Origin of the sequence: Defluviicoccus vanus (genome assembly GCF_014672695.1) — a bacterium.
GTDB classification, from domain to species: Bacteria; Pseudomonadota; Alphaproteobacteria; order Rhodospirillales; family Defluviicoccaceae; genus Defluviicoccus; species Defluviicoccus vanus.
Map to the genome: position 1 here is coordinate 2,989,849 of NZ_CP053923.1, position 26,850 is coordinate 3,016,698.

General features: G+C 64.0%; 24 protein-coding genes, 1 tRNA gene and 1 pseudogene. 8 read left to right on the forward strand and 18 right to left on the reverse strand.

Going from position 1 to position 26,850, the window contains the following annotated elements; all coding sequences use genetic code 11:
- Positions 1–89: 89 nt before the first annotated feature.
- Positions 90–3,908 (reverse strand): FecR domain-containing protein, encoded by a 3,819-nt coding sequence (locus tag HQ394_RS13460; protein ID WP_456151435.1) that lies wholly within the window; start codon positions 3,906–3,908, stop codon positions 90–92.
- A gap of 130 nt (positions 3,909–4,038) precedes the next feature.
- On the opposite strand from HQ394_RS13460, the gene HQ394_RS13465 reads away from it, so the two are divergent.
- The gene (locus HQ394_RS13465) at positions 4,039–4,746 is read left to right on the forward strand and encodes a Crp/Fnr family transcriptional regulator (RefSeq protein WP_223291575.1); all 708 of its coding nucleotides are present in this window, start codon (positions 4,039–4,041) and stop codon (positions 4,744–4,746) included.
- Positions 4,747–4,917: 171 nt separating this feature from the next.
- On the opposite strand, the gene HQ394_RS13470 is transcribed toward HQ394_RS13465, so the two are convergent.
- Complete coding sequence (locus HQ394_RS13470) at positions 4,918–6,258, reverse strand: IS1380 family transposase (RefSeq protein ID WP_190260656.1); 1,341 nt, start codon at positions 6,256–6,258, stop codon at positions 4,918–4,920.
- A 543-nt stretch (positions 6,259–6,801) separates the two neighbouring features.
- On the opposite strand from HQ394_RS13470, the pseudogene HQ394_RS13475 reads away from it, so the two are divergent.
- Positions 6,802–7,934 (forward strand): annotated as a pseudogene (locus HQ394_RS13475) (IS4 family transposase).
- Positions 7,935–8,097: 163 nt separating this feature from the next.
- Here the strand turns inward: HQ394_RS13475 and HQ394_RS13480 are convergent.
- The 5 genes from HQ394_RS13480 to HQ394_RS13500 all read right to left on the reverse strand — a co-directional run bounded on the left by HQ394_RS13480 (position 8,098) and on the right by HQ394_RS13500 (position 11,889).
- The gene (locus HQ394_RS13480; protein WP_190260657.1) at positions 8,098–9,243 is read right to left on the reverse strand and encodes an IS3 family transposase; all 1,146 of its coding nucleotides are present in this window, start codon (positions 9,241–9,243) and stop codon (positions 8,098–8,100) included.
- Between the two features lie 45 nt (positions 9,244–9,288).
- Positions 9,289–9,537: a type II toxin-antitoxin system VapC family toxin gene (locus HQ394_RS13485; RefSeq protein ID WP_190260658.1), complete on the reverse strand. Its 249-nt coding sequence runs from the start codon at positions 9,535–9,537 to the stop codon at positions 9,289–9,291.
- Positions 9,537–9,782, reverse strand: coding sequence for a type II toxin-antitoxin system Phd/YefM family antitoxin (locus tag HQ394_RS13490; RefSeq protein WP_190260659.1), 246 nt, complete (start codon positions 9,780–9,782; stop codon positions 9,537–9,539). Before HQ394_RS13490 ends, HQ394_RS13485 begins: the two co-directional genes overlap by 1 nt.
- 198 nt (positions 9,783–9,980) lie before the next feature.
- Positions 9,981–10,430, reverse strand: coding sequence for a transposase (locus HQ394_RS13495; RefSeq protein WP_456151436.1), 450 nt, complete (start codon positions 10,428–10,430; stop codon positions 9,981–9,983).
- Positions 10,431–10,437: 7 nt separating this feature from the next.
- Positions 10,438–11,889, reverse strand: a complete 1,452-nt coding sequence (locus HQ394_RS13500; RefSeq protein ID WP_190260661.1) for a phospholipase D-like domain-containing protein — start codon at positions 11,887–11,889, stop codon at positions 10,438–10,440.
- A gap of 143 nt (positions 11,890–12,032) precedes the next feature.
- Between HQ394_RS13500 and HQ394_RS13505 the strand changes: the two genes are divergently transcribed.
- Together HQ394_RS13505 and HQ394_RS13510 are read left to right on the forward strand one after the other, a co-directional pair.
- The gene (locus tag HQ394_RS13505) at positions 12,033–12,554 is read left to right on the forward strand and encodes an ETC complex I subunit (RefSeq protein ID WP_190260662.1); all 522 of its coding nucleotides are present in this window, start codon (positions 12,033–12,035) and stop codon (positions 12,552–12,554) included.
- Positions 12,545–12,621 (forward strand) — tRNA-Arg (locus HQ394_RS13510). The genes HQ394_RS13505 and HQ394_RS13510 overlap by 10 nt, the downstream gene beginning before the upstream one ends.
- Positions 12,622–12,722: 101 nt before the next feature.
- Here HQ394_RS13510 and HQ394_RS13515 read toward each other — a convergent pair.
- The gene (locus HQ394_RS13515) at positions 12,723–13,616 is read right to left on the reverse strand and encodes an SDR family oxidoreductase (protein WP_456151437.1); all 894 of its coding nucleotides are present in this window, start codon (positions 13,614–13,616) and stop codon (positions 12,723–12,725) included.
- A 225-nt stretch (positions 13,617–13,841) separates the two neighbouring features.
- Between HQ394_RS13515 and HQ394_RS13520 the strand changes: the two genes are divergently transcribed.
- Positions 13,842–14,363, forward strand: coding sequence for a DUF1269 domain-containing protein (locus HQ394_RS13520; protein WP_190260664.1), 522 nt, complete (start codon positions 13,842–13,844; stop codon positions 14,361–14,363).
- Positions 14,364–14,411: 48 nt separating this feature from the next.
- Here HQ394_RS13520 and HQ394_RS13525 read toward each other — a convergent pair whose 3' ends face one another.
- Entirely contained in the window at positions 14,412–15,011 is a 600-nt protein-coding gene (locus HQ394_RS13525; protein WP_223291578.1) for a hypothetical protein, read from the reverse strand.
- A gap of 283 nt (positions 15,012–15,294) precedes the next feature.
- Here HQ394_RS13525 and HQ394_RS20050 point away from each other — a divergent pair, with 283 nt between their 5' ends.
- A complete protein-coding gene (locus tag HQ394_RS20050) occupies positions 15,295–15,678 on the forward strand; it encodes an MliC family protein (protein WP_223291579.1) in 384 nt (127 codons plus the stop codon).
- Between the two features lie 34 nt (positions 15,679–15,712).
- Here HQ394_RS20050 and HQ394_RS13535 read toward each other — a convergent pair whose 3' ends face one another.
- From HQ394_RS13535 to HQ394_RS13555, 5 genes are all read right to left on the reverse strand, one after another.
- Positions 15,713–16,408 (reverse strand): pirin family protein, encoded by a 696-nt coding sequence (locus tag HQ394_RS13535; RefSeq protein ID WP_190260666.1) that lies wholly within the window; start codon positions 16,406–16,408, stop codon positions 15,713–15,715.
- A gap of 243 nt (positions 16,409–16,651) precedes the next feature.
- Positions 16,652–16,861, reverse strand: a complete 210-nt coding sequence (locus HQ394_RS13540) for a hypothetical protein (protein WP_190260667.1) — start codon at positions 16,859–16,861, stop codon at positions 16,652–16,654.
- A gap of 336 nt (positions 16,862–17,197) precedes the next feature.
- Positions 17,198–17,854, reverse strand: a complete 657-nt coding sequence (locus HQ394_RS13545) for an outer membrane beta-barrel protein (protein ID WP_190260668.1) — start codon at positions 17,852–17,854, stop codon at positions 17,198–17,200.
- A 648-nt stretch (positions 17,855–18,502) separates the two neighbouring features.
- Complete coding sequence (locus HQ394_RS13550) at positions 18,503–19,846, reverse strand: IS1380 family transposase (protein WP_190260669.1); 1,344 nt, start codon at positions 19,844–19,846, stop codon at positions 18,503–18,505.
- 68 nt (positions 19,847–19,914) lie between these two features.
- The gene (locus tag HQ394_RS13555; RefSeq protein WP_190260670.1) at positions 19,915–20,109 is read right to left on the reverse strand and encodes a hypothetical protein; all 195 of its coding nucleotides are present in this window, start codon (positions 20,107–20,109) and stop codon (positions 19,915–19,917) included.
- Between the two features lie 166 nt (positions 20,110–20,275).
- On the opposite strand from HQ394_RS13555, the gene HQ394_RS13560 reads away from it, so the two are divergent.
- A complete protein-coding gene (locus HQ394_RS13560) occupies positions 20,276–21,304 on the forward strand; it encodes an alcohol dehydrogenase catalytic domain-containing protein (protein WP_456151615.1) in 1,029 nt (342 codons plus the stop codon).
- 49 nt (positions 21,305–21,353) lie between these two features.
- Here the strand turns inward: HQ394_RS13560 and dctP are convergent, their stop codons facing one another.
- From dctP to purB, 4 genes are all read right to left on the reverse strand, one after another.
- Positions 21,354–22,349 (reverse strand): TRAP transporter substrate-binding protein DctP, encoded by a 996-nt coding sequence (gene dctP, locus HQ394_RS13565; protein ID WP_190260672.1) that lies wholly within the window; start codon positions 22,347–22,349, stop codon positions 21,354–21,356.
- Positions 22,350–22,389: 40 nt separating this feature from the next.
- Positions 22,390–23,127, reverse strand: a complete 738-nt coding sequence (locus HQ394_RS13570) for a phosphatase PAP2 family protein (RefSeq protein ID WP_223291580.1) — start codon at positions 23,125–23,127, stop codon at positions 22,390–22,392.
- 10 nt (positions 23,128–23,137) lie between these two features.
- The gene (locus tag HQ394_RS13575) at positions 23,138–24,424 is read right to left on the reverse strand and encodes a type II asparaginase (RefSeq protein ID WP_456151438.1); all 1,287 of its coding nucleotides are present in this window, start codon (positions 24,422–24,424) and stop codon (positions 23,138–23,140) included.
- Entirely contained in the window at positions 24,306–25,634 is a 1,329-nt protein-coding gene (purB, locus tag HQ394_RS13580) for an adenylosuccinate lyase (protein ID WP_190260674.1), read from the reverse strand. The genes HQ394_RS13575 and purB overlap by 119 nt, the downstream gene beginning before the upstream one ends.
- A gap of 114 nt (positions 25,635–25,748) precedes the next feature.
- Here purB and HQ394_RS13585 point away from each other — a divergent pair, with 114 nt between their 5' ends.
- Positions 25,749–26,813 carry a linear amide C-N hydrolase gene (locus tag HQ394_RS13585; protein WP_190260675.1) on the forward strand — a complete coding sequence of 355 codons (1,065 nt, stop codon included), beginning with the start codon at positions 25,749–25,751 and terminating at the stop codon, positions 26,811–26,813.
- The last annotated feature ends 37 nt before the right edge of the window (positions 26,814–26,850 follow it).

Consider the following 26,850-nt stretch of genomic DNA (forward strand, 5'->3'; position numbering starts at 1 on the left):
TTGCAGGTAGCTCGCGATACCCCGTTAGAGGCGAAGCATCCGCTTTAGCCGGCCGGCGGCACGGACCCCGACGCGCTACCTAGCGACTGTCAGTACTGCAGTGTCAGTGTCGCAAAAAAGGTTCGCTCGGGAAGGTAGGGTGACACCCGGGGGTTCTGACTTCCTGACTGGCGATAGGACTCGTCATAATAATTAAAGTGTTGATTAAGTAAATTGTTGCATTGGAAGCTCAACATTCCCAATCGTCGTGGCAGTCGGTAACCGACTTGCGTATTGAGTAGGAAAAAGCGATTATCAAGTTTGTCGAGATCATTTCCCAGCGCGTCACGCCCTTGAACCGCCTGATCGACAAACGTTGTTGCGACGCCGGCAAAAACGCCGGAGGGATCGAAATAGGTCAACGCTACCGGCGCGGCTAGGGTGGAGACGCGATCCGGAAACGGAGCCTCGTTTGCCCTAAACTGATCGAAACTGACTTCCGTACTTAGCGCCCACCGCAGGCTCGGCGTCCAATAGAGATAGCCGCGGTAGCGAGCTTCGTTGGCACCGATCCATTCGTCGACGTCACTTATCGGGATATTCAGGCTACGACCGACAACGTCGGCACCGAGGTATACGGATCGCGAAAGTCGGATGTCGAAGCCGGCACCGACCGTCGTCGCTTGCGTTCCGTTAATGTCGTCGAAGAACTGATTAAACCCTGCGATCTGGGTTGGCTCAAGTGTCTGACTGACGACGAGCGTCGGCTTGACGGTTCTGAAGGCGGCGAAGCGCAGGCGCGCAACCGACCACGGAGTCCACTCAAGACCAAATTTCGGATTAGCGCTCCAATAATTCGTTTCGAGTTCCTTGAACTGTGAGATACTCGTCCCAAGAGTCCAACTGAGATCCTTTGGATAGCGTAGATAACCGTACGAGTATGCTGTACGCTGATCGATCGAATACGCGTCGTTGCTTCGATCCGTCACCGTTTCAAAGCTAGCCGCGCCCGCATCGGCGGTAGGCGTATCCGTCCCCGCGTCGTTCTCCAGTTCAGCTGCAGGGAAAGTGAAGGAGAACGTGTCTCTATCCCTCTGCCAAACCTTATAGGCACTGATACCCGAAACCGCGTTGAACACGTCACTCCGATAAATGTGTTGGGTCTCTCCTTGCAGCGCGCTCTGACGGTTGCGCTGGTCAGAAGATAGCGTAGTTTCTGCGTCTAGCTGCGCATTGGGCTCGCCGAGGCGCGCATCGCGCCGCGTGTAGATGAGTGAGGCCAGGGCGTCCGACGACGGCCCGATTGAATAGCGCGCACCAAGGCGGGCCGTATCCTGGTCTATGTCCCGTTTGAAGCTCCCGCTGTAATCATTGGGGTCGTATTGGAGGCGTAGGTCGCCGGTAGAAGTCGCCCGACGGTCNNGGAATTCGCCCTGAACGTTGAACTCAGGCGTCACCGCCGCCTGGGTGAAAATGTCCGTCACTTGGCTGTCGGAGTCGAAGTTCCTGCGGAATCCATTCGTTGATGACATGAACTGGCCCGCGCTCACCGAAAGCCAGTCGTAAAGACCTGAAACGATCGCTTCCCCTCCCCGGGTCTGGTTGTTGCCAATGACGCCGGTGGCATCGAGTTGCACCTGATTGCGATCGAACAGTGCGGTGTATTCGTTGAACCCTGGACGGGCCGGGCCGCCGCGGGTGATGATGTCGAAATCGTTTTCCAGCAGGCTCGGTTGGATAGGGTTGATGTTCACCTCCTGCAGAAGCTGGGCCTGCAAGAGCTCGCTTGCCCGAGCAATTTCCAACCGCGGCTGCGACGCATAAACATCGGCAAGAAAGCGGTGGGCGGCACTATTCCCCGGGTCGAGTGTGAGTGCGGCGGCAGCTTCGTTCAACCCCGCCTGCTGAAAACCAAGATCGTTTANGATGCGGGCGAGGCTCGCGCCCCGGGCGGCACGGTCGTGGTCAAGCAGCGTTTGCGACCGGTAAACAGCCCGATCTTCGTTGAGGTCGATCGACGTCTGCAGATCGTGCAGGGCTTCGACGGGCCGGTTTTCCGTCTGCTTGCGGATCGCATCATACAGCCATGGGGTTGGATCATTGGGATCCAGCTCCTTTGCCATGCCAAATTGGTCACCGGCCAGAAAGTTGCGCTTCTCTTCAAAGTACGCCTTACCGAGGTAGCTCCGCAGCAGCGATCGCCCAGGGTCGAGAGCGACGGCGATTTCGATCTGGCGGCGTCCCGCGGCCAGATCGCCTCTTCGGATCATCGCCAAGCCTAGACCCAGTCGCGGCTGCGGGTCGGCGGAATCGAGAGCGATCGCCCGCTCAAAGAATGCCTTCGCTTGGTCCACCTCGATCGCTACGAGCGCCGTGAATCCGCGCGCCGTCCACACCTGGGCTACATCACTCGTTTTCTTCACAGCCCGCTTCGCCGCCTTCAATGCCCGACGTCGATCACCGAGCATCAAATTAACCTCTGACAACCGTGCCCAGGCCAAGGCATTGTCTGGCTCCGCCGTCGCCGCTTGCTCCGCAGCGTCCCGCGCCGCCTCAATGCGTCCTGACGCCTGCTCCGCGTAAGATAGAGCGATGAACGGAGGAGCCTTGGCCGGCGCCAAGTCGACGGCACGGCGAGCCGCCTCGAGGGCGCCCTCCCGGTCATCCTGGACGACCGCGATAACGGAACGCAGCGCGTATGCAAGGCCATCGTGGGGATCGCCCGCAAGTGCGGCGTCGATATCCGGTAAGGCCTCATCCACCCGGCCGACCGCAAGCAGGATGGCCGCACGATAGAGGTCGTATCGGGGATCCCTGTCGGCAGCAGCAACCGCGTCGAGAATGGCCAGTGCCGTGGTGACGTCGCCACGCTGCGCAGCTCCCAGCGCTTGCCACAGCGGAGGCGACATCGCAGTGTCATCTGCGCTAACCGTCAGCAGCGGCAGCAGGATCGGCGGATAGTACAGCGTCCACTGCACCGCGTCGCGCGGCCGAACGAGAAGATAGGGCGCCGGCACCGTATTCAGTTCGGCAACCGCCGCCTCGCCACTGCCGACCATGATTTGGCCGAGATCGTTGCGCCAAGCCACCTTACCTTCGAAAACCGCCAACAAAGAGCGATCCGGCTCGACCCGCAGCAGAAACTCGGTGCCTTCGATGCCCGCGGTAACGAACGGCGTATCAATCTCAAGGCGGCGCGGTTGCCGGCTGAAGAAGTAGGCGGCCCNCCGCAGCAAACTAAGCAACGACTTCCCTTGGTCCAGAACGCTGGTAAGCCGGAGCTCCGTATTCTGATCAATGCGTAGCTTCGTCTGGTTAGCGAGGGCGATCTCGGCGCGGCTGCGATCACCGACACGGACCAGTACACCGACACAAAGAACCTGATTCAGAGCCGCTGCCGTCCACGCCGGCGCCGTTCCGGCTGCCAGATCTTCGGCAACTTCGATCGTACCTTGCACGGAGACCAGTTCACCAACCGGCGACGCGCAGCCGCCCTCACCGTGGGCGGGGGAAGCGTGCCCCAGCGAGACGGATAGAACGATCGCGAGGCCGGCGCACGGGCGCAACCATTGTGAAAAGTGCATCGACCAAAATCCCGTCGAGTCGATCACCCGCCAAATGCTGCACCTCCCGTCGGAGCTTACGGTTGGGGAATGTGATCGTGGACGTGGAGAATGACTAAGACGAGGAATTGCGACCGTTATCCGCGACCGTTGGGTCGAAGCACCGACGCTTCCGCAAGATGCGGCCGACTTTCGGCGAAAGGGCTTGCCAAGCGAAAGGTCTCCCGGCGCCATCAATTTTCCCGCCAGTTGATGGGCGATGACCCTCTCGTAGACCGTCCGTCGCGCGCCCAGCCCATGGCGTACAGCCTGCACTTCACAACTCGAATGCACGGGTGTCTTTTTACACCCAAATGGGGATACCATCAATTGCGTTAGCCCTTTTTCCGGGATATATTGCCCAGGAAATTGGTCACGCTTACAATATCGTCTTGATTATTACCCCATTTTGGTAGCTGCTATCTGCTCGCCCGTGGCGGTCGAGGAGAATGAACCGATGATCGCAAGACCATCGAAAAATGACGTTGCCGACCCCACCCTCCTGCTCTCGAACAACCCCCTCTTTCGTGGCTGCTCGCACGAGGATATCAGCCACCTCCTTGTCTCCGGTGTGACCAAGCGATACGCGGCGGACGAATATGTCTTCGTCAAGGGGGAAGCAGGATTCTCCTGCTATCTTGTTATCGACGGCGCCGTTGGCATCGGGAGCTATTCACCGGACGGTCGCTACTGCCCGATGCGAGAATTAATGCCGGGGGATATTTTTGGCGAGATGGCGCTACTTGACGACCAGCCTCGCAGCGCCGACGCTGTGGCCATCATTCCTTCGAAACTCCTGATCATTCGGCGGGCGCCCTTCGTCCAAATGCTCGAGCGGAACGCCTGTGTATCGCTGAACTTCTTAAGGATGATTTGCGTCCGCGTACGCTCGGTGAGCAAGCGTGCTGATGAGGGGTATTTCCTTGACTTATCGACGCGGATGGCGAGGCGCCTGCTCACCCTGTCGACGCAAAGGCCCGATTCCTCTGCAACTCCACTCACGTGCTGTCTGACTCAGGAGCGGTTGGCTTCCATCGTCGGTGCGACGCGGCAGTCCGTGAATAAGCAACTCCGTATGTGGCAAGCTACGGGAATCGTAGAGCTGTCCCGCGGTTGCATCATTATTCGCGATTTCGAACGCTTGCGTTCCGTTGCATTAAACTAACCGCCATTATGCACCGCGCTGATGCTCGCACTTGACACCCGGGCAACCACTCTCCGTTAGGTTGCGTTTGGGCGTGGCGTCCCGCCGCCAGCCGGAGATGGGGACGGTATGTGGGGTGGGGCTGGTGGGTTCACGATGTGGGTGGCGTTTGGGGGCACATCGCCCCATCGGTCAGGTGACCAAGCGTGGGATCCGGCCGAGGGCGAGGCGCAGGATGTCCTGGCACGGGGTGGCGGTGGGCAAGTGGACCTTGATCATGGTCTTCATCTCGATCACCCGCGCCGCCATCTTGATCAGCCGCAGTCGGAGAGTGTCGAACTGGGCGACACGCCAGACCGAGTGCTTTGGCATCAGCCCGCGCAGGCTCCACAGCAGCCAATACGCCCCGGCATGGAGGAACAGGCGGAACTGGTTGGCGGTGGCCGCGTGGCAAGAGGTGCGGTCGGCGGCCAGGTGGGTCTTCCAGGACTTGATGTGGTTCTCGGCCTGTCTCCGCTGGCAGTAGATGCCCTGGTACAGGGAGCGGCCATCGCCGCCGGTCAGGTTGGTGACGATGAAGCGGGTGTCGGTGCCGTCTGGTCCTGCCTCGACGCAGGCGACGATGCGCTCGACCCGGCTCCAGCTTGCGGCGCCGTCGAGGAATTCCTTGAAGCGGCGGAGCTTGCCGCCGTCCGGGGTATCGTCGAACCGCTTCTGGGTGCGGGCTTCCAGGGCAAGGATATGGGCGCGGAGCGTCGGGGTCGGCGCCACGCCGAAGATGTAATCGACGCCTTCGCCCCGGCACCAGTCCAGGACCTCCGGCGCGCAGTAATGGCTGTCGGCTCGCAGCAGGACGGAGGTCTGGGGCCAGTTGGCGCGGATGGCGCGGAGCAGGCGGCGCAGAAAGGTGCGGATTTCCACGCCCTTGGGCCGCTTGGCAGGGCGCAGCACGGCGGTGACGAAGCGGCCTTCGCCGTCGAACACCACGATGGGCTGGAACCCGTATTCGTCATAATGGGCGTTGAACAGCCGAAGCTGCTGGCCGCCGTGGACGGCGTCGAAGGTGTCGTCGATGTCGAGCGTGATCCGCTTCGGCACCTGCCGGAACGAGGCGCAATAGAGATCGACCATGGCCCGGCCGATGCGCAGCAGCGCCCGCTTGCCCGGCAGGTTCTCCAGCCGCGAGATGGTCGATTGCGAACACAGCGCGCGGCCCGACGGCGCCTGATCCAGCGCCATCTTGAACACCGGATCGAGCCGCAAGCCGGTGGCATCGTTGCCGTCCTCGTATCCGGCGGCGATCATCAGCAGCCGGAACCGGATGATCTCGGCCAGTCCATGGATGGTCTGCCCCGGCGCCCGTGGATCATCCAGGCAGGCGGCCAGTCGCGTCGCCACGCCAAGGCGGGCCTCGATCTCGCGCAGCGCCAGCACCCCGGCAGCCGAGGAAAGCTCGCCACCATCAAACCGGGCCACCACCGTCTTGCCGGAGACGGGTGACAGGCCGGGGAGCGGTATCGTCGGATCAACCATGGCGGGTGCGGCCTCCGGAAACGGCAGGATCAGGCTTCAGTAACAATATCCTAAATCCGTTCAACGGCTTACGCTACACCCGCCAGCCAACGTGCATTTTTCGGGTTAGGAAAAAGTGAGCTGCCTGCACGCAAAGGCGATGTCAGAGGAAATCGGCTTAAGAGGTGACGCCCATGGCGAAGCGTCCGGCCGTGGGATTTCTCATGATGGATCGGGCCTAAACGAACGGCGGAGTTGCCGGATCGTGGGTCAATTACGCTCGGCACAGCAAGTACCGACCGGTCGAGCGTAATGATGCTGCCGTGCTCGAGCGCCTGCACGAGCTCGCCTCGGAGAACCGCCGCTACGGCTATCCACAACTGCACGCCCTGCTCTGCCGAGAGGGGCTGGTAACCCTCAGGAATCCCCTCATTTTGAGTTTTGATACGGATCAATGGGTTGCTACGGATGAGCTTTGCGGCGGCGGTCGGTTATGCAGGGTGAGAGGAAGGTTTCGAGGGTTGGGGTGGGGAAGTGAACGGGGTAGCGCGTCCTGAGTTTCGTTTGACCGACGTTCGTCGGTTTCTTGATGGGGTTTTCGCGGGGCATGTTCACGCCAAACGGATCGCGTCGCTGGCCAACGGCACGCTGGGGGTGATGACCGGTGCGTCGCTGGCGGTTTCGATGATCGGCCATGCGTTGGCGCAGGCGCGGGGATTGCTGACCAAGCATGCGGTCAAACAGGTCGACAGGCTGCTGAGCAACGCCGGCGTCTCCGTCTGGGAGATGTTCGGGCAATGGGTTCCGGAGGCGGTTGGCGGCCGCAAGGAAATCGTCGTCGCCATGGACTGGACCGATTTCGACGCCGACGGGCAGGCGACGCTGGCGCTCAATCTGGTGACCGGGCACGGCCGGGCGACGCCGCTGTTGTGGCTGACGATGCTGAAGGCGGAACTGGCGGGCCAGCGCAACGCCATCGAGGATGCGTGTCTCGGCCGCCTTGCCGGGGTGTTGCCGGCGGGGACGACGGCGACGATCCTCGCCGACCGCGGCTTCGGCGACCGCAAACTGTTCGATTATCTGACGAAATTGGGCTTCGCCTATGTCATCCGGTTCCGCGGCGACATCCGCGTCGACGCCGCCGACGGAGAAAGCCGGGCGGCGGCCGAGTGTGGGTCGGCAAGGGCGGCCGGGCGCGCCATCTGCGCGGCGCCTCGGTCACTGCCGCCGCGCAACCGGTCGGCGCCGTCGTCTGTGTCCACGCCAAGGCGATGAAGGAGCCCTGGTGTTTGGCGACGAGCAAGGCAGACGCATCGGCCCGCGAAATCGTCAACCTCTACGCCAGACGCTGGACCATCGAGCCCAGCTTCCGCGACACCAAGGATCTGCGCTTCGGCATGGGGCTCGGCGCCGTGCGCATCGGCGATCCGCAGCGCCGCGACCGCCTGCTCCTGCTCAACGCCTTCGCCGTGCTGTTCCTCACCCTGCTCGGCGAGGCCGGCGAAGCGCTCGGCATGGACCGCCACCTCAAGGTCAACACCGCCAAACGCCGAACCCATTCCCTGTTCCGCCAGGGCTGCATGCTCTACGACCTCATCCCGGCCATGCCCGAACCCCGCCTCCGGCCGTTGATCGAAAGGTTCCTCGAAATGCTAAAAAACAAACCAATCACCGCCCAACTGACGAACATAGCTTAAATGAGGGGATTGATGAGGGGTCGCGCAGCTTTCGGATGGACAGCGAACCGTCTTTCTCGTTCGACACAGCGTCCGGGCGACGTCATCACAAACCAGAGTCTGAACCGCGCCGGGTTTTTCGGAGGCAGGTTTGTTTGAGTTCTACTGAATAGCCCCTAGTTTTCTAGACGCCTTCGGCTTTCAAAAACTGCTGCCGTTCGAACTCGGCGGGTGACAGCATCCCGTTTCTGACCTGCTTGCGCACCGGGTTGTAGAACATCTCGATGTAATCGAACACGTCCTGCCGGGCTTCCTCGCGTGTTTTGTAGGTCCGGCGCCGGATGCGTTCGCGCTTGAGCGAAGAGAAGAAGCTCTCGGCGACGGCATTGTCATGGCAGTTGCCGCGCCGGCTCATCGAGTGCTCGAGATTGTGAGCTCTGATGAACGCAGCCCAGTCCATACTGGTGAACTGCGAGCCCTGATCCGAGTGNNGGATCAGCACCCGTTGCTTCGGTTTGCGCCGCCATACTGCCATGTGCAGGGCCTGCAGCACTACATCGGTAGTCTGCCGGCTCTNGATCGACCAACCCACCACGCGGCGGGAATAGAGATCGGTCACGACAGCCAGATAGGCAAAGCCCTCCAGGGTGCGGATGTAGGTAATGTCGGTCACCCAGGCCCGATCTGGCGCAGCCACGTCAAACTGGCGATCCAGAGTATTGTCGACGGCCAGAGACGGCTTGCCACCATAGCTGCCGGGCCTGCGCTTGTAGCCGATTTGCGCCTTGATACCTGCCAGCCTGGTCAACCGGGCAACGCGGTTCGGGCAACATGTCTCGCCGTGATCCAGCAGGTCATCGTGCAGCTTGCGGTAGCCATAGACCTTGCCGCTGTCATTCCAGGCTTGCCGGATCAGCTCTGTCTGCCGAGCATCTTCCCGAGCCCGTTGGCTCAGCGGGCTCTTTTGCCAAGCATAAAAACCGCTGGGCTGGATGCGCAGGCACCGACACATCGATCGAACCCTGAACTGGTCACGATGCTCGGCAACAAATGCGTATCTCACTTTGCATCCCTGGCGAAATACGCGGTNGGCTTTTTTAANGATGTCGCGCTCCTCGGTCACTCGGGCCAGTTCGCGCTTCAGCTGGCGGATCTCGGCATCCTTGCTGGCATCGCCGGACACCACCTTCGCCAGTCGCCGCTTCCAAGCATACAGCGAATGCTGACTGACGCCGAGCCGCTCGGAAACCTCAGCTACCGGATACCCACGCTCGGTGATCTGGGCCACCGCATCACGCTTGAACTCATCACTGAAATTGGGCTTCCCCATCGTCGTCTCCTGTCCTCAAAATTAGGATAGAAGGCGTCCAGAAATCTAGGGGCTATTCAGGTCAACGCTGACCGGCAATCGGGAAAGCGCGCGGAGGAAGGCGGCCGAGTCAGCCGCTGATAATCTTCCCCGCCGTTCGCTGACGATGAGGCTATTGCGAACCTCGAACCACCAAATGGCCGGCACGAAAGCCGCATCGGCGCGAATTCGCTCCATCGCCTGACTGGCAAACGGATGATCCTCGTCGTCGAATACCCAACTAAGTGTGACCGATGCATCAAGGACGAATGGCATCAGTATTTGTGGCCCTCGTGGCGGGTGGCGAGCAGGTCGTCGGCGGCGATCTTCCCGGTGCGCGTTCGCAGCGCCTTGATCGCTTCGATCGCGGCATCGATCTCCTCCTGCCGCCGATCGGCCTCCGGCACTAGGCGCGCGATCGCTCGCCCATGTCGGGTAATGACGATCGTTTCACCGCGCTCCACGTCGTCGAGCAGTTGCGGGAGATGCGTCTTTGCGTCGGAAGCCTGAACTTCACGCATGGTCTTTGCTCTCGTTCGACCAGTCTAATCAACCAACTAATCAATTTATCTTATACCCTGCGGTTGGCAAGCGGCAGCCAGCGTACCCTGGTTGAAATCCAGGATGCCTGCGCCAGACGTACTCGAAATGCGGACGAGGTGGGCACCGTCGCTTCCCAGTTGAAGGCTCGCCATGCCTAGGATAACTACCGGGCGGACCTACCCTGCGGCGGGCGGGTGCGGTTCGGCATCGATGACGTGCCACTGGCCGTCCTGTTCCCGGCAGGCCGCCCCGTTCATCGCTGCCATCATCGCGAGAATGATCGNCTCCGGGCAGCGGCGAGGGGCGCCACCACAACCTCGACAAACCCGTCCGGACCCGATCTCCCGCCGCCATCGATAGATCAGGCTGGGACAAACATCCGCCCGCCGCGCCACGTCCGAAACCATCGCCCCCGGCGCGAACGCTGCAGCGACGATCGCCCGCTTCTGCCCGATGCTGAACCGCCGCCGCCGCTCGGGGTGAGTGAGAACATGAACCTGCGCCATACCACGCACCGCCTCTCGCATCGGTGCAAACACCAGTGTCAGCACCGGTGCAAAGACAAGCCACACTCTTACCCGAGCCGGAAGACGGCCTTCACCGGACGGTTGCCCGGTATCCAACATCGGCCTTCTAAAGATATGGCGACAGCAGCCAAGCTGCACCGTCGCGGAGACGGGTGGGCAGTGAGCGGCGGCGGTCGTCCTCCAGGCGGTAGGCGGTGGCGCGGGCCAGGCGGGCGTCGATCTGGCGGTTGAGTTCGGCTGCGAGCGACGCACTGTAGCATTCGACGCTGAATTCGAAGTTCAGGCGCAGGCTGCGCGGGTCCCAGTTGGCGGAGCCGAGCAGCGCCCAGACGCCGTCGACGGTCATCAGCTTGCTGTGGTCGAAGGGCGGCGGCGTCAACCACAGCCGGCAGCCGCGTGCCACCAGCGGTGCCAGCTTCGCCCGCGATGCCCATTGCACCAGACGCAGGTTGCCGCGCTCCGGCAGGACGATATCGACGCGAATGCCGCGCATCGCCGCCAGCATCAGCGCCGTCATCATCGTCGCATCCGGCAGGAAATAAGGAGTGATGATACGAACGTGCCGGCGGGCGACGGCCAACGCTCCCAGCATCGCCCAGCGTATCCGCTCCAGCGCCTCATCCGGACCGGCGGCGATGCCGCGGGCGAACACTTCGCCGCGGGGCGGGCGGCAGCCGGCAGCCGGCGGCTCAGCGGCCGCGTCCGGCCGCTCGCCGGTGGCAAACAGCCAGTCATCAGCGAAGGTGTCGGTCAACTGGCGGACCACAGGCCCCTGCAGGCGAAAATGTGTGTCTGCGATCGACTGGGTTGAGTGGGTTGCCAGATGGCCGGCGCGGATATTCATCCCGCCGACGAAGCCGATGCTGTCGTCGACGATCATGATCTTGCGATGATTGCGCAGGTGCGCGTAGGGCAGGGCAAAGGGAAACCGCGTCGGCAGGAACTCGGCGGCGCCGATCATCCGCTGGTCAAAGAGGCTGATGATGGAGGGGCGGCCATACCGCGCGCCGACGCCGTCCACCAGCACCCGCACCCGCACTCCGCGGCCGGCGGCGCGTTGCAGGGCGCGCACGAACAGCCGGCCGAGGCGGTCGTTGTCGAAGATATAGGTCAGCAGCGAGACGGATGTGGTCGCGGTGTCGATGGCGTGCAGCATCGCCCGATAGGCGTCGCGCCCCGTGAGCAGCGGCTCGACCCGGTTGCCGGCGGTGAGCGGCACGCCGGTGACGTGGTCGATCAGTTCGCCGATGGCGCAGAGGTGATCCCGGCCGGCGAGTGGCGGCTTGCCGTGGGTGAGTGCGGTCGCCCGCTGCGCCAAGGGGACGCCGCAATCGCTGCGGCGATTGCGCAGGCTGCTGGCGCGGCGGCGAATCCGGTTGATCCCGAACAGCAGGTAGAGCACGGAGCCGCCGAAGGGGACCAGCCAGGCGAGGCCGATCCAGCCGATCGCCGCTCGCACGTCGCGCTTGTGCAGGACCACGTGCACCGAGGTGGCGACGGCGAGCGTGACCTGCATCACCGTCAGCAGAACGGGCCATAAGGTGATCAGGTGCTGCATGCGCGTCGTCCAGGCGTACCGCTGCGGTCGGCTGTTATTCTGTTGCCGCGTCGACGCCCAGTCGACGCGGCTGGAACCCAGCCTGCTCGCTCCCGCCCTTGATCGCAAGACGCGAGAGTTATGCTTGGGGGTGGGCAGCGACCATGGCCGCGGCCAAAGGAAGCGGCCAAAGGAAGCAGCCAAAGGAAGCAGCCAAAGGAAGCGCCAGGCTTGGCGATCGCCGGCTTTGCAGTCGCGGCGATTGGCGTTATGGTGTACCCGCCGTGCCGCGGGCGACGGCTCGCCAACGAGGCCGCAAGCAAGACGAGGAACCGGTGAACGACGTCCGGATTTACCAACCAAGCAAGACGGCGATGCAATCAGGGCGTCGCAACACCCATCAATGGCTGCTGGTTTTTGAGCCCGACGGGCGCCGGCCGATCGACCCGCTGATGGGCTGGGTCGGCTCGGAGGATACGCGCAGCCAGTTGCGGCTGCGTTTCGACACCCGCGACGAAGCCGTTGCCTTCGCCGAGCGCAACGGTCTGGTTTATGATGTGTTCGAGCCGCAGCCGGTGGTGGCTCGACCGAAGAGTTACGCCGATNNAAATTTCGCCCCTAACCGGTTGCCAGGCGAATCCGGCCATCGCCGCGGCGGCCGTGGGTGGGTGCCAACGCGCCCGTAGCTCAGGCGGATAGAGCAACTGCCTTCTAAGCAGTGGGTCGGGGGTTCGAGTCCCTCCGGGCGCGCCAAATGCACCCGTACGCCAACGTCTCGCCTGTACGGCTGACGCTGGCATGGCGCACCGTCGTTCAGCCCCTGGATAATAGCGCGCAGGCGAAACCAGGCGCGCCTAGGCGCGCGGGCGGCCGGCATCGAGCCGGCACAGGTTCACGCTCACGTCCCACAGCCGCTGTGAGGCGATCCGGTCATAGGACGCCTCGGAGGAGCGCTTCGGTCGGCAGCGGGAATAGTAAAGCCCGGAGATGCCGGCCACCTCCGGCGACGAGGCGAGATAGATGCTGGTTTTCGCGCCTTCCTCCGGAAATCGNNCCCGCAGAGTGCCGATCCGCCACAAAATCCCCGGCACGAAACTGTTACGGGTGCCAATGTCGGTGGCGACGAAGCCCGGATGCAGCGCGTTGATGGTGACATCCTCGCCGGCAAGCCGCTCGGCCATCTGGTAGGTAAACATGATGTTGCAGAGCTTGGAGCGCTTGTAGGCCAGCCAGCGATCGTAGCGTTCCTCGCCTTGCAGGTCGTCGAAGTTAATCGTCACCTTCTTGTGTGCGGCGGATGCGACGTTGACGATGCGTGCCGGTGCGGCGGCCTGCAGTGCCGGCAGCAGCAGATGCGTCAGCAAGAAATAGCTCAGGTGATTGAGGGCGAAGGTCATCTCCAGGCCGTCGGCGCTCAGTCGGCGCTTACCGAAGAGGCCTCCGGCGTTGTTGACCAGGACGTCCAGCCGCGGCGTATCGGCGAGAACCCGCTCCGCCAAGGCGTGCACTTGGCTCTGGTCCGAGAGATCGGCGCGGAGATAGCGCACCTGGCTTCCCGGCACCTTGGCGCGGATAGCGGCGACCGCGCTCTCGCCGCGCGTCTGGTCACGGCCGACAATGGTCACCGACGCCCCCTGGCGCGCCAACTCGCGGGCGGTGACGAAGCCGATGCCGCCGGTCCCGCCGCTGACCAGGCAAGCCTTGCCCGCCATGGCTGCTGCGCCAACGCTGTCCTGCTGCTCTTGCATGCAATCCCGACCTATCCAGAAACGCTGTTATACGCAGTCCCGATCCAGCGGCTCAATTATCAACTGGTTGTGATGCGACACATTAGCATGACGTTGGGGTAAGCAGCATGCTATAGGCGACGCGTCAGAATGCCGCAGCAATCACCGCGGCATCCGGGCAAGTTGCGTCCAAATAGGCGTTGAGGGAATACGTAAGTCTTCTGGTTTAACATGGAGGAGAGACTGGTGAGCGATCTCGTCGTCATCGCATTCAGCGGCCGGGATACCGCCGATCGAGTGCTCAACGATCTCCGATCGATGCAACGGGAATATTTGGTCGATCTTGAGGATGCCGTCATCGTCACCCGTGATGACGAGGGCAAGCTGAAGCTGAAACAGTCGGTCAATCTGGTCGGCCTGGGGGCGATGAGCGGCGGCACCTGGGGTGCCCTGTGGGGTGTTCTGGTGGGCGTTCTGTTCATGAACCCGTTGGCCGGGCTGCTTGCCGGCGCTGCCGCCGGTGCCGGTGCCGGTGCGTTGTCCGGTGCCTTGTCCGACTACGGCATCGACGACAACTTCATCAAGAAGATGGGCGAGGTGGTCTGCGCCGACTCCTCTGCACTATTTGTCCTGTTCAAGAAGGTGACCCTGGATAAGGTGCTACCGGAGTTCGAGAAGTTTTCCGGCAAGGTGTTGCAGACATCGCTGACCAATGAGCAGGAAGAGAAACTGCGTGCCGCCCTCTCACAGCACGTGGCCGCCAGCTGAATCCTTGATGGCAGGCGAGCGGGAGCGAAGGCTCCCGCACTACTACGATCACGGTGGCGGCGGTTCCGGCAGTTCTAAGGGCTGACTGGCGACACTCTTGCCCAGGACCGCCAGCAGTGCGTCGGCAAGTGCCTGATCCGTTGCGAGCGATTCGTCTTTGGCAAGGACGGTGCTTGCCGCCCCTTGCCAGATGGCCGGGCGGCCGGTCGCGCCGAGTGTCATCCAGACAGTGTAGCGATAGACCGACGCCGCCGCCGACCCAGGCGGCGCGGACCCCGGCCACTGTGGCAGCGGCACTTCGAGTCCGAGATCGGCCTTGCTGTCGCTGCCGATTCGCCCGCGCAGGTGGACCATCGATCGATCGCGCGGCAGGATCTCGACCGTGGTGGCGAACTGCAGCTGCCAGGAAGCCTGCGCATCGACGCGGTAGCCGCGACGGCTCAGCATGGCTTCGATCGCCGGCTGCAGCACGCCATTCCGCTCGTTGGCCTCCTTGGCAGCGACGGCGATGCTGATCTGCGGCGGCAAGGGGGCACTGGCGACGGCGCTGATGCTGCCGGACGGTCTGGCGGAGGCGGCCGTTGCCGTGACACCGAGGGTCAAAATCATCGCCACCAGCCGTACTGGCAGCGAACGCAGCGGCAACATCACGGCGCCGGCACGACCAACACGCGTCCGGCACAGAGGCCTCATCGCCCACGACCCGGCGAGTTGCGCCCTCGGCTGATCAATGCAAACTGCGTCGGGGCGACGATTGAAATCCGCTTCCTCCTCACCAGGATGGTTGTGGCCGCGTCGCTGCAGCAATCAGCGTGTACAGATTTCTCGATTGGGTATCGCACAACCTGTTCGCCAACGATACGATACAACCAAACATCTGTAGGCGGTTAGTCGCCAGCAAACGCCCGACGATATCATCGCAAAGGGCGCGATGCAGACAGGGGGAACGAATATTGTCCTCAAGCAAGCGTTGCAGTCTCTGCGGCACGCTGCCGCTGCTTATGCTCCTCGTGTCAGTCGATGGCGGCTGCTGGGCCGACGAGGAAGGCCGGTCTCTTCCAACCCGCCACCCCTGCCGCCGATGATCCGCTCCACCTTCCTCTGCGAGGATGGACGCGATCTGGTGGTGACGTTCTACACCGCCGATCCGGTGCGGGTCGTGATCGTCGCCGGTCGGCGAACGATCGAATTGCCGCAGGCACTCAGCGCTTCCGGTGCCCGCTACAGTGACGGAGTGACCACCTTCTGGAACAAGGGTGATCAGGCGCTGTTCGAATGGGCCAACGGCGCCACCCACTGCCGCGTCCGCCACTGAGCGGCGGTATCAGGCCGCCGCCGCGCACCAGAACCTAGCGCAAGTCGAACAGCAGCGCCTCCGCCGGCGTGCGCGCAAGGAGGCGGACCGTCTCGGTCTCGCTGATCGCTGCGCCGTCGCCGGCCTGCAGCGTCTCGCCGCCTACTTCGATGGTGCCGCGCGCCACCTGCAGCCAGGCATGCCGCCCGGCTGCGAGCGGGTGTTCCACCGCCTTGCCCTCGCTCAGCCGGGTGGCGAACAGGCGGGCGTCCTGATGCAGGTGCACGAGACCGTCACCGGCTGGCGACGCCACCAGGAACAGGCGGTCCTGCATCGCACCTTGCGGAATCGCCCGCTGCTCATAGCCGGGAGCAAGCCCGCGAGNTGCCGGGGTGATCCAGATCTGCAGCAGGTGCAGCGGGTCTGTGGACGAGTGATTGAACTCGCTGTGTCGGATGCCGGTGCCGGCGGTCATCCGCTGCACCTCGCCCGGCCGCAGCACCTCACCGTTGCCGAGGCTGTCGCGGTGGGCAATCCCGCCCTCCAGCACATAGGTGATGATCTCCATGTCGCGGTGTCCATGGGTGGGAAAGCCGCTGCCACCTTTGATCCAGTCCTCGTTGATGACCAGCAGATCACGGAAGCCGAGGAAACGCTCATCGTAGTAGTCGGCGAAGGAAAAGGTATGTCGACTCGAAAGCCACCCATGCTCGGCATGGCCACGATCGTCGCTGCGACGAACGGTGATCACGCGTTTTTCTCCTTTGCGGGTGCCACCGGTCCCGGCTGGGAGGGCGGCGCACAGTGATGTGGTTACGCTGCTGGAGATGTAATAATTCTCAATTCGTGATTAAGCCGTCTACAGCGAAACACATTGTCAAATATTGCGAAACAATGCCGCCGACCCGCGCTCCAGACCCTTGACAAGTTTGATCGTGATTTTCCAGGTCAGCGAGAGGCGTTTCGGCCTCGCGTAGCTGGGCGTGGGCGGTGGCTACATCCCGTTCGGCCTGCGCCAGTCGGCCACGGCGGACCGGGTGTCGAGATTGAACAGCGGGTCGCCGGCATTGGCCCGTTGGCATTCCACCACCGCCACGCGGGTGAACGACGCCGGCTTTGAGACTGCTCCGGCGACGTTGCGGGGATTGGCTTCTACGGGACCGCCGCCAGAGGCGGTGGCGGTATAGAGGCCCGCCGCCGGCATTGCTGGTTGGACACCTCGAATCGCCGTATTTTGTAACGGCGTTGGTGACTTTGGTCGCACTGCACGGTTCTGGCGGATCGCCTAGGTTAGGGTGACGGGGCGCGTAGGCGTCGGCTGAGTCGGCGGCGCGCCGCGCCGCGTCGGTACGCCCGGAATACCTCGAAATCGACCACCGCCAGCAGCTGCTCCTCGGTATCAAAAAACCGGACTTATTTCTTACCACTCACTCCCCGATCGCCGATCCAGCGAGGAATCATGGCCAAGCAGCAAAGGTGTGCAGTTTTCGCGGCGTCCTGTCGGCGGACGCTACCTCCTATCAGCCTGCCCCCTTGTCGGTCAGAATTTGTATCCGGCGTTTGCCGTCAGCATTAGTTGTTGAGTGGTCGCATCGACCCCAAAGAATTTCGCCCCGGCGATAAAGAATCGGCTACTGGCACCCGCGTACCAGTGATCGTCGATGTCTATATCGCAGCCGAGATAGACCTGACCCGCTGGGCCAACTTCCGTCATAGTGAATTGAGTGTCATCAAACGCTGGAAATGTAATCGCATTGCGGCCGCTGGCTTCAAGGCCGATGATGCTGACGCCAACCCCAACCCCGCCGTAGGGGTGAATATCGCCGTTGTTCTTGCGGTAAGCGGCATTAAACATGAAGTTACTTACATCCAAATCAGCATCGACGCGGGATTTGTCGCCTTCAGGACTTTTAATTTTTACTTCTGTCGAGTTGTGGAAAAACAGATACTGTAGGCCCAACGTCAGGTTTTCATAGCCCAGCCCATCAATCCATCCGGAAAGGCTGGCAACGGGGCCTGAACCGGTTCCGACGTTGCCGTCGGTCTGGTAACCATCGATGGATTGATCGACATCCGTTTCGCCGATGGCCCAACCTGCACCAATATCAACACGATAATCGATTGCTTGGGCGTGATTGGTCAGGAAGAAGACAGGAACTGCAGTAAAAACGCTGATGACAACGGCTTTAATCGACATGGTATGTGCTTCCCGCGGCTGCTGTGCGATATATTGCGCGCAAACTCCCATTGTGGAGCGCCCATGGGTAAGTAAACCTCATGACATGAGGGAATATTGATGCCAAAGCTGTAGGCATAACCTGCCGCAGCTTTGTACATACAATAGTAATGCCTTCATTAAATAGCGCTTGTGGCGCTATTTAATGAGTAGATACATAAGCAGATTAACCCCCTCATCCCATATACCAATAGGTACCCCTTATGAGATTTGGTGTATTCTTGAACGCGCCGCTTTCGTTGTCAACAGCTCTGCGTGGCAGGAGGGGCGACGCGATGATGGCCCCGGTGGGGCGAAAAGTACTTGCGCGGGGTGGTTGATCTCGCGGTTTGAGATGCGAGCATAACGTGACAAATTGTCGTCGCCGCCTTCGAAAGCAGTGCCGAGGGATGCAGGCTTCGATCAACCGTCGCCGGGAAGATCCTCGAGATCTGCTAACCGCCATTATGCACCGCGCTGATGCTCGCACTTGACACCCGGGCAACCACTCTCCGTTAGGTTGCGTTTGGGCGTGGCGTCCCGCCGCCAGCCGGAGATGGGGACGGTATGTGGGGTGGGGCTGGTGGGTTCACGATGTGGGTGGCGTTTGGGGGCACATCGCCCCATCGGTCAGGTGACCAAGCGTGGGATCCGGCCGAGGGCGAGGCGCAGGATGTCCTGGCACGGGGTGGCGGTGGGCAAGTGGACCTTGATCATGGTCTTCATCTCGATCACCCGCGCCGCCATCTTGATCAGCCGCAGTCGGAGAGTGTCGAACTGGGCGACACGCCAGACCGAGTGCTTTGGCATCAGCCCGCGCAGGCTCCACAGCAGCCAATACGCCCCGGCATGGAGGAACAGGCGGAACTGGTTGGCGGTGGCCGCGTGGCAAGAGGTGCGGTCGGCGGCCAGGTGGGTCTTCCAGGACTTGATGTGGTTCTCGGCCTGTCTCCGCTGGCAGTAGATGCCCTGGTACAGGGAGCGGCCATCGCCGCCGGTCAGGTTGGTGACGATGAAGCGGGTGTCGGTGCCGTCTGGTCCTGCCCTCTCGACGCAGGCGACGATGCGCTCGACCCGGCTCCAGCTTGCGGCGCCGTCGAGGAATTCCTTGAAGCGGCGGAGCTTGCCGCCGTCCGGGGTATCGTCGAACCGCTTCTGGGTGCGGGCTTCCAGGGCAAGGATATGGGCGCGGAGCGTCGGGGTCGGCGCCACGCCGAAGATGTAATCGACGCCTTCGCCCCGGCACCAGTCCAGGACCTCCGGCGCGCAGTAATGGCTGTCGGCTCGCAGCAGGACGGAGGTCTGGGGCCAGTTGGCGCGGATGGCGCGGAGCAGGCGGCGCAGAAAGGTGCGGATTTCCACGCCCTTGGGCCGCTTGGCAGGGCGCAGCACGGCGGTGACGAAGCGGCCTTCGCCGTCGAACACCACGATGGGCTGGAACCCGTATTCGTCATAATGGGCGTTGAACAGCCGAAGCTGCTGGCCGCCGTGGACGGCGTCGAAGGTGTCGTCGATGTCGAGCGTGATCCGCTTCGGCACCTGCCGGAACGAGGCGCAATAGAGATCGACCATGGCCCGGCCGATGCGCAGCAGCGCCCGCTTGCCCGGCAGGTTCTCCAGCCGCGAGATGGTCGATTGCGAACACAGCGCGCGGCCCGACGGCGCCTGATCCAGCGCCATCTTGAACACCGGATCGAGCCGCAAGCCGGTGGCATCGTTGCCGTCCTCGTATCCGGCGGCGATCATCAGCAGCCGGAACCGGATGATCTCGGCCAGTCCATGGATGGTCTGCCCCGGCGCCCGTGGATCATCCAGGCAGGCGGCCAGTCGCGTCGCCACGCCAAGGCGGGCCTCGATCTCGCGCAGCGCCAGCACCCCGGCAGCCGAGGAAAGCTCGCCACCATCAAACCGGGCCACCACCGTCTTGCCGGAGACGGGTGACAGGCCGGGGAGCGGTATCGTCGGATCAACCATGGCGGGTGCGGCCTCCGGAAACGGCAGGATCAGGCTTCAGTAACAATATCCTAAATCCGTTCAACGGCTTACGCTACACCCGCCAGCCAACGTGCATTTTTCGGGTTAGGTCCGTCGAAGTGATCGATAATGTTGCTGCCGACCTGGCCCGGTTCGGCCAACCGGAGGTTGACGGCGATGCGGCGGCCGCCGTCCTTGCCCGGGGTATTCGCCCGCCAATAGGCAACGCCGCCGCATGTCGGGCCGAAGTGAACGCCGCTCACACCTTGCCCGCGGGTTGGGCGAGGAAGGGCGTTCGCGTCCTTGGTGCAAACGAGACATGCGGACCCGTCAAAAAACGGGCAGCATGGGCAGAAGCGCGGACAGCACTTGTCAGGTTGCCAGCCGAGGTGATGAGACGGGTCGGTCGAGGAGGCGGCGATGAAAGCGATGGTTCTTGAGCGGATCGTCTCGCTGGCGGACGAGGCGGCGCCGCTGCGGCTGGTCGAGTGGCCCAGGCCGGAGCCGGGGCCGGGGAGNGTCCGGGTAAAGGTGGCGGCCTGCGGTGTCTGTCATACCGAGCTGGACGAGATCGAGGGACGGACGGCGCCGCCGCGTCTGCCGGTGGTTCTCGGGCATGAGGTGGTCGGCCGCGTCGACGCCCTGGGGGCCGGGGTGACGACGCTGGCTCCGGGCACGCGGGTGGGTGTCGGCTGGATCCATCATTCCTCGGGGAGCACGCAGGAAAACATCGACCCCGCCTTCACCGCCACCGGCCGCGACGTCGACGGCGGCTACGCCGAGTACATGACCGTCCCCGCCGCCTACGCCTACCCGATCCCCGACGCCTTCGGCGATGCCGAGGCGGCGCCGCTGCTCTGCGCCGGCGGTGTCGGCTATCGCTCGCTGATGCTGGCGGCACTCCGTGACGGCGACCCGCTCGGCCTGACCGGCTTCGGTGGCTCGGCGCACCTGGTGCTGCAGATGGCCCGTTATCTCTATCCGCGCAGTCCGATCTTCGTCTTCGCCCGCGACGAGGGCGCACGCGATTTCGCCCGCCAGCTCGGCGCCGACTGGGCGGGGGCGACAGAGGAGCGGGCGCCGCAGCCGCTGGCGGCGATCATCGATACGACGCCGGCGTGGAAGCCGGTGGTGGAAGCACTGGCTAACCTTCGCCCGGGCGGCCGGCTGGTGATCAACGCCATCCGCAAGGAGGATCGCGACAAGGGCTGCCTCGCTGGCCTCAGCTATCACGACCACCTGTGGATGGAGAAGGAAATCAAGTCGGTGGCCAACGTCACCAGCCGTGATCTGGCCACCTTTCTGCCGCTGGCGGCGGCGATCCCGCTCCGCCCAGAGGTGGAGCTCTATCCCCTCGAGGAGGCCAACCGGGCGCTGCAGGAACTGCGGCAAGGCGGCGTGCGCGGCGCCAAGGTCCTGGTGGTCGAGCAGCAGCGGGCGGCAGAGGGTCGCGGCTGACGGCTGCCGGCGGACGCCAGTTGACGGTTGCCGGTGCCTGACGCCGTGGTCAGTTGGCGGGCCAGCCGAAGGCGGCGAGTATGGCCGCGCCATCGGCGCCGGCGGTTGCCCGCCAGCTGTCGATCACCGTGCGCGCCGCCTGCCGCAGTCCCTCCTGCAGCGGCAGTGGCGAGGGCTGGACGATCAGCCGATGCGCTTCGAGTCCATCCACCTGGGCATTGCGCGCATCGACGCTGCTACTCCAGGCGTCGTTCTGCGCATCGACGGCAGCATTCAGCAGTGCGCGCTGCGAGTCCTCGTCGAGAGCGTAGAAGGCGCTCTGGTTGACGGCGACGATGCTCAGCGGGAAGGACGCTTTGACGTCATAGGCGTTGTTCACCAGGGTCCAGGCGTTGGCGCCGATGGCAACGTCGGGCGCCACCAGCATCCCTTTCGCCTGACCGCCGCCGATCGCCGCGGCGAGGTTGCCGGGCTCCGTGGCCACCGAGCGGCCGCCGCTGGCATCGATCAGCGCTGCCAGCCAGCTGTCGGTGGTGGCGAGCGGCAGCCGCTGCAGGTCGGCCAAGGTATTGACCGCACCCTTGCTGAACAGGGCAGCCGGCGTCGCCGGCAGGGCATAGAGCACCATCAGGCCACGCGCGGCGAGCAGCCGCTGCACCACCGGCCGTGCCGCGTTCCACAGCCGCAGCGAGTCGTCATAGCTGGCCGCCAGCAGCGGCAGCGACGAGACGGCGAGGGCGGGGGCTTCGTCGGCAAGCTGTGTAAGCTCGAGCAGGGCGATCGGCACCGCATTGTCGCGCAACGCTGCCGGGATCTGCGGCGCCGCTACCAGACTGCCGTTGGCAAACAGCACCAAAGTCAGCCTGCCGTCGCTGGCGCTGCCGACCGCGGCGGCGAACGCCTGGGCGCTGCGACTGCGGATGTCCGTTTCCGGATAGGGTGTGGCAAAATCCCAGGTTGCCGCCGCTGCCATCGGCACGCGCACCAGCCAAAGCAGGCTGAGGAGGAGGATGGCGAGACGGGCGGCAGGCAGCAACACACGCATGCGGGGATGCTCCGGTCGGTTGCGGCAGGGTAGCAAAATGCTAGTCGTCTTTCACCCTTGCGTCGAGGTCGGCCGAGCGAGGGAGCGTTTCGCCCGGGCGAGCGGTCCCGGCTGATCGCTGTTGCCAGCCGATCACCAGCCAGCAGCCCATCGCCCAGGCGGCGCCAACGCACCAGCCGGCGAGCACGTCGGTCGGCCAGTGGACGCCGAGATAGACCCGCGAGACGCCGATGAGGAGTGTCAGCAGCACGGCGATGGCCAGCACATAGACCGACTGGCGGCGGTGCAGCCGCGTCTGCGCCAGCAGCGTCCCCAAGGTGAGGTAGGTGACGGCGGAGAGCATGGCATGGGCGCTGGGGAAACTCAGCGTATGCACCTCCACCGCATGCACGACGATGTCGGGGCGTGGCCGATCGAACCCCGCCTTGAGCCCCATGTTCAGCAGCATACCGCCGCCGACCGACACGAAGACAAGCAGCGTGGAAGCGTAGCGGCGATCGATGAGGAGGTAGCCGGCGACGGCGAGCGCAACGAGGCTGAGAACGGTGATGCCGCCGAGGCTGGTGATGTCGCCTGCGGCGACTTCGACCCATTTGGGTCCAATCGGGTTGTCCGGGTCGCCGGCTGTGCGCAGCTGCAGCAGCACGGCGCGATCGAAGGCATGCGTTTCACCTTCGACCACCACGTCGCTGATGAGGGCGAAGCCGAGGAGGGTGGCGGCGAACAGCAGGATGGCGGCAAGAATACCGAGGTCGAGACGGCCGTGTCGGGTGCTCAAGACCACCTGCTCAGTCGGTGTGGAACATGTCCTGGATCTGCAGCGGGTCGCTGGTCTTCATCAGCGCCAGCTTGAGCAGCACGCGTGCCTTCGCCGGCTTCAACTCCTCCGAGGCGACGAAGCCTAGTTCGTCGTCGTTGACTTCGGCGTTGCGGGTGACGAGGCCGCTGGGCAGCCGGGTGCTGCGAACGACAACCACGCCCTGTTTGCGCGCGTCCGACAGCGCCTGCAGTGCCTCCGCCGTCATGTTGCCGTTGCCGACACCGGCGACGACGATCCCCTTCGCTCCGGCCTTGACCGCGGCATCGATGAGTTCGCGACCCATGTTGGCGTAGGCATAAACGATGTCTACCTTCGGCAGCGCGTCGACGCCGTCGAGTGAAAACGGGGCTTGTCGCGGATGCACGCTGCTCGGCGCGGCAAACAGGACCACGCTTCCCTCTTCGACGCTGCCGAGCGGCCCACGATCTGGCGCCTTGAAGGTGTCCACCTGGGTGGTGTTGGTCTTGTAGACGTCGCGTGCGGCAAACACCTGGTCGTTGAGGACCACCAGCACCCNCCGGCCCTTCGCCTTGGCATCGGCGGCGACGGTAACCGCGTCGTAAAGGTTGCCCGGTCCATCGGCGCTGACCGCTGTCGACGGCCGCATCGAGCCGACGAGGACCACCGGCTTGTCGCTATTGACGACGAGATCGAGGAAGTAGGCGGTCTCCTCCATGGTGTCGGTGCCGTGGGTGATGACGACGGCGTCGACGTCCTTCGACGCCAGCAACTCGTTGACCCGCTTGGCCAGTTTCAGCCAGACCGCATCGCTCATGTCCTGGCTGCCGATCTTCACCAGCTGTTCGCCGGAGATGTCGGCGATCTCCTTCAGCTGCGGCACGCCGGCGAGCAGGGTTTCGATGCTGAACACCCCCGACGTGTAACTGCCGCCCTGCGCCGTGGTCTGCGCCCCGGCGATGGTGCCGCCAGTGGCAACGACAGTGACGTGTGGTTTCGCCCATGCACTGGTTGCCGCCATGCCGATGAGAAACGCCGCAACTGCCAATCCCACGCCGCTGGTCCGCATTGCCTTCGTCCCCTTGCTGTTTTCAGCGCCTGCACCGGTGGCCGGTCTCTCGGAGCTGCGACTTTGCCGCAGCTGCCAGCATCCATGCTCCCCGTTTGCGCCAGGACGGTCAAGCCGGCGTTGCGGACGAACCGTCGCTATCCGCCGTGCCGAATACCCGGGCGAAGATGGTGTCCACGTGGCGGCTGTGCAGGGCCGGATCGAACAGCGCCGCCAGCGCCGGCGCATCGAGATAGCGTGCGACCTCGGCATCGGCGGCGAGCAGGGCGCGGAAATCGGCGCCTCTCTCCCACACCGGCATGGCGCAGCGCTGGACGGTGCGGTAGGCGTCCTCCCGGCTCATGCCGCGCTGGGTCAGCTCCAGCAGCACCTGCTGCGAGTGGATGAGACCCTTGAGCCGATCAAGGTTGGCGGCCATGGCCTCGGGATAGACCACCAGCTGATTGACCACACCGGCGAGGCGGGCGAGGGCGAAATCGAGGGTGATCGTCGCATCGGGGCCGATGAACCGCTCCACCGACGAATGCGAGATGTCGCGCTCGTGCCACAGGGCGACATTCTCCATCGCCGGCACCACCGCGGCGCGGACCATGCGGGCGAGGCCGGTGAGGTTTTCGGTCAGCACCGGGTTGCGCTTGTGCGGCATCGCCGAGGAGCCTTTCTGCCCCGGCGAGAAGTATTCCTCCGCCTCGCGCACCTCGGTGCGCTGCAGATGGCGGATCTCAGTGGCGATCCGCTCGATCGAGCTGGCGAGGACGCCGAGAGTGGCGAAGAACATGGCGTGGCGATCGCGCGGGATCACCTGCGTCGACACCGGCTCGATGGCCAGCCCCAGCTTCGCCGCCACGTGCGCCTCGACCCGCGGATCGATGTTGGCGAAGGTGCCGACGGCGCCGGAGATGGCGCAAGTGGCCACCTCGGTACGGGCGCGCGCCAGCCGCTCGCGGTTACGCGCCCACTCGGCGTAGAAGCTGGCGAGCTTGAGGCCGAAGGTCAGCGGCTCGGCATGGATGCCGTGGCTGCGGCCAATGCAGGGCGTGTCCTTGTGCTCGAAGGCGCGGCGCTTGAGCGCGGCCAGCAGTGCATCCACGTCGGCGAGCAGCATGTCGGCGGCACGGGTGAGTTGGACCGCGAGACAGGTATCGAGCACGTCCGACGAGGTCATCCCCTGGTGGAGGAAGCGGGCTTCGGGACCCACGTGCTCGGCGACGTTGGTCAGGAAGGCGATGACGTCATGCTTGGTCTCCCGCTCAATCTCGTCGATACGGTCGACCTCGAAGGCGCCGAGCGCCCAGACGGCCTTCGCCGCCTCGGCCGGGATGACGCCGAGCGCCGCCTGGGCGTCGCAGGCGTGCGCTTCGATTTCGAGCCAGATACGAAAGCGGGCCTCAGGCTCCCAGAGGGCGACCATGGCGGGACGGCTGTAGCGGGGAATCATCGCGTTCGGGTTCTCCCTTGTGGGCCGCGGGGCGCGGCGGAAGCTATACGCCCGGCGCTTCGTGTGGGATAGTCGCCAGCGATCGAAAAACGCGAGACTTTTATGGCTGATGCGATGAGTGTGCAACCGATCGGGAGCGGCGCGGCGAGCCTGCCGGCGATTCCGCTGGTCGATCTCGGAGGCGACGGTCCGGTCGCGCTGCCGCAACGTCTGCCGGAGTATCTCGGCCGTCTGCTCGACGCCTGCCAGCGTCACTACGGTCGACTGCCGCTCGCCATCGGCGACCGGGTCACCAGCCACTGGCTTGAGCTGAGACGCAACCCCTACCGCGACGAGATCGCCGCCATCGCCCGCCAGGTGGGTCGGGTGGGCGCGGTGATGCTCAATCTCTCCTATGAGTGGGCATGTTCCACCGGCGTCGCCGCCGACCCCGAGCGCCCTGGCAACCGGATGCTGCGAACGCTCGACTGGCCGACGGCGGGGCTCGGCGCCAACTTGGTGGTGACGGTGCAGCAGGCAGAGGCGGGCACGTATTATAATATCACCTGGCCCGGCTTCGCCGGCGTCCTGACGGCGATGGCGCCGGGTCGCTTCAGTGCGGCGATCAACCAGCCGCCGCTTAACCTCTACACCCCGGTGATGCGAGTTGACTGGGCGATCGGCCGCGCCCGTATCTGGCGCCGGGACGGGCTGCCGCCGGTGCACCTGTTGCGTCAGGTGTTCGAGCGGTGCCGGACCTATGACGAGGCCAAGGCGATGCTGAGCGAGGCGCCGCTGTGCGCGCCGGCGTTCTTTACCCTAAGCGGCGTCAGTGATGGCGAAGGCTGCGTCATCGAGCGGACGGAGGATGCGTCGCGGCTGCACGAAGCGCCGGCGACGATCACCAACCATTGGCTTGACTTCAGCATCCCCGGGCATGATCGCGGCAAGCAGACGGAGGCCCGCCGCGCCTGCATGCAGGGGCTGGTCGCCTCCGCCGCGGACGACTTCTCCTGGCTGGTGGAGCCGATCCTCAATCCGACCACCCGTGTTGCCGCGGTCGCCAATGCCGCGGCCGGTTATCTGCACGTCCAGGGATGGGAGGCGGACGGTCCTGCGACCCGCCCCCTCATCGTGGGGGCTGCGGTTGACGACGCAGCGGGAAGCAGCCGACACGCCGCCGAGGCAGGGCAGCTATGAGGGTAAACGCCACCCGCACGTCTTTGCGGTAACACCG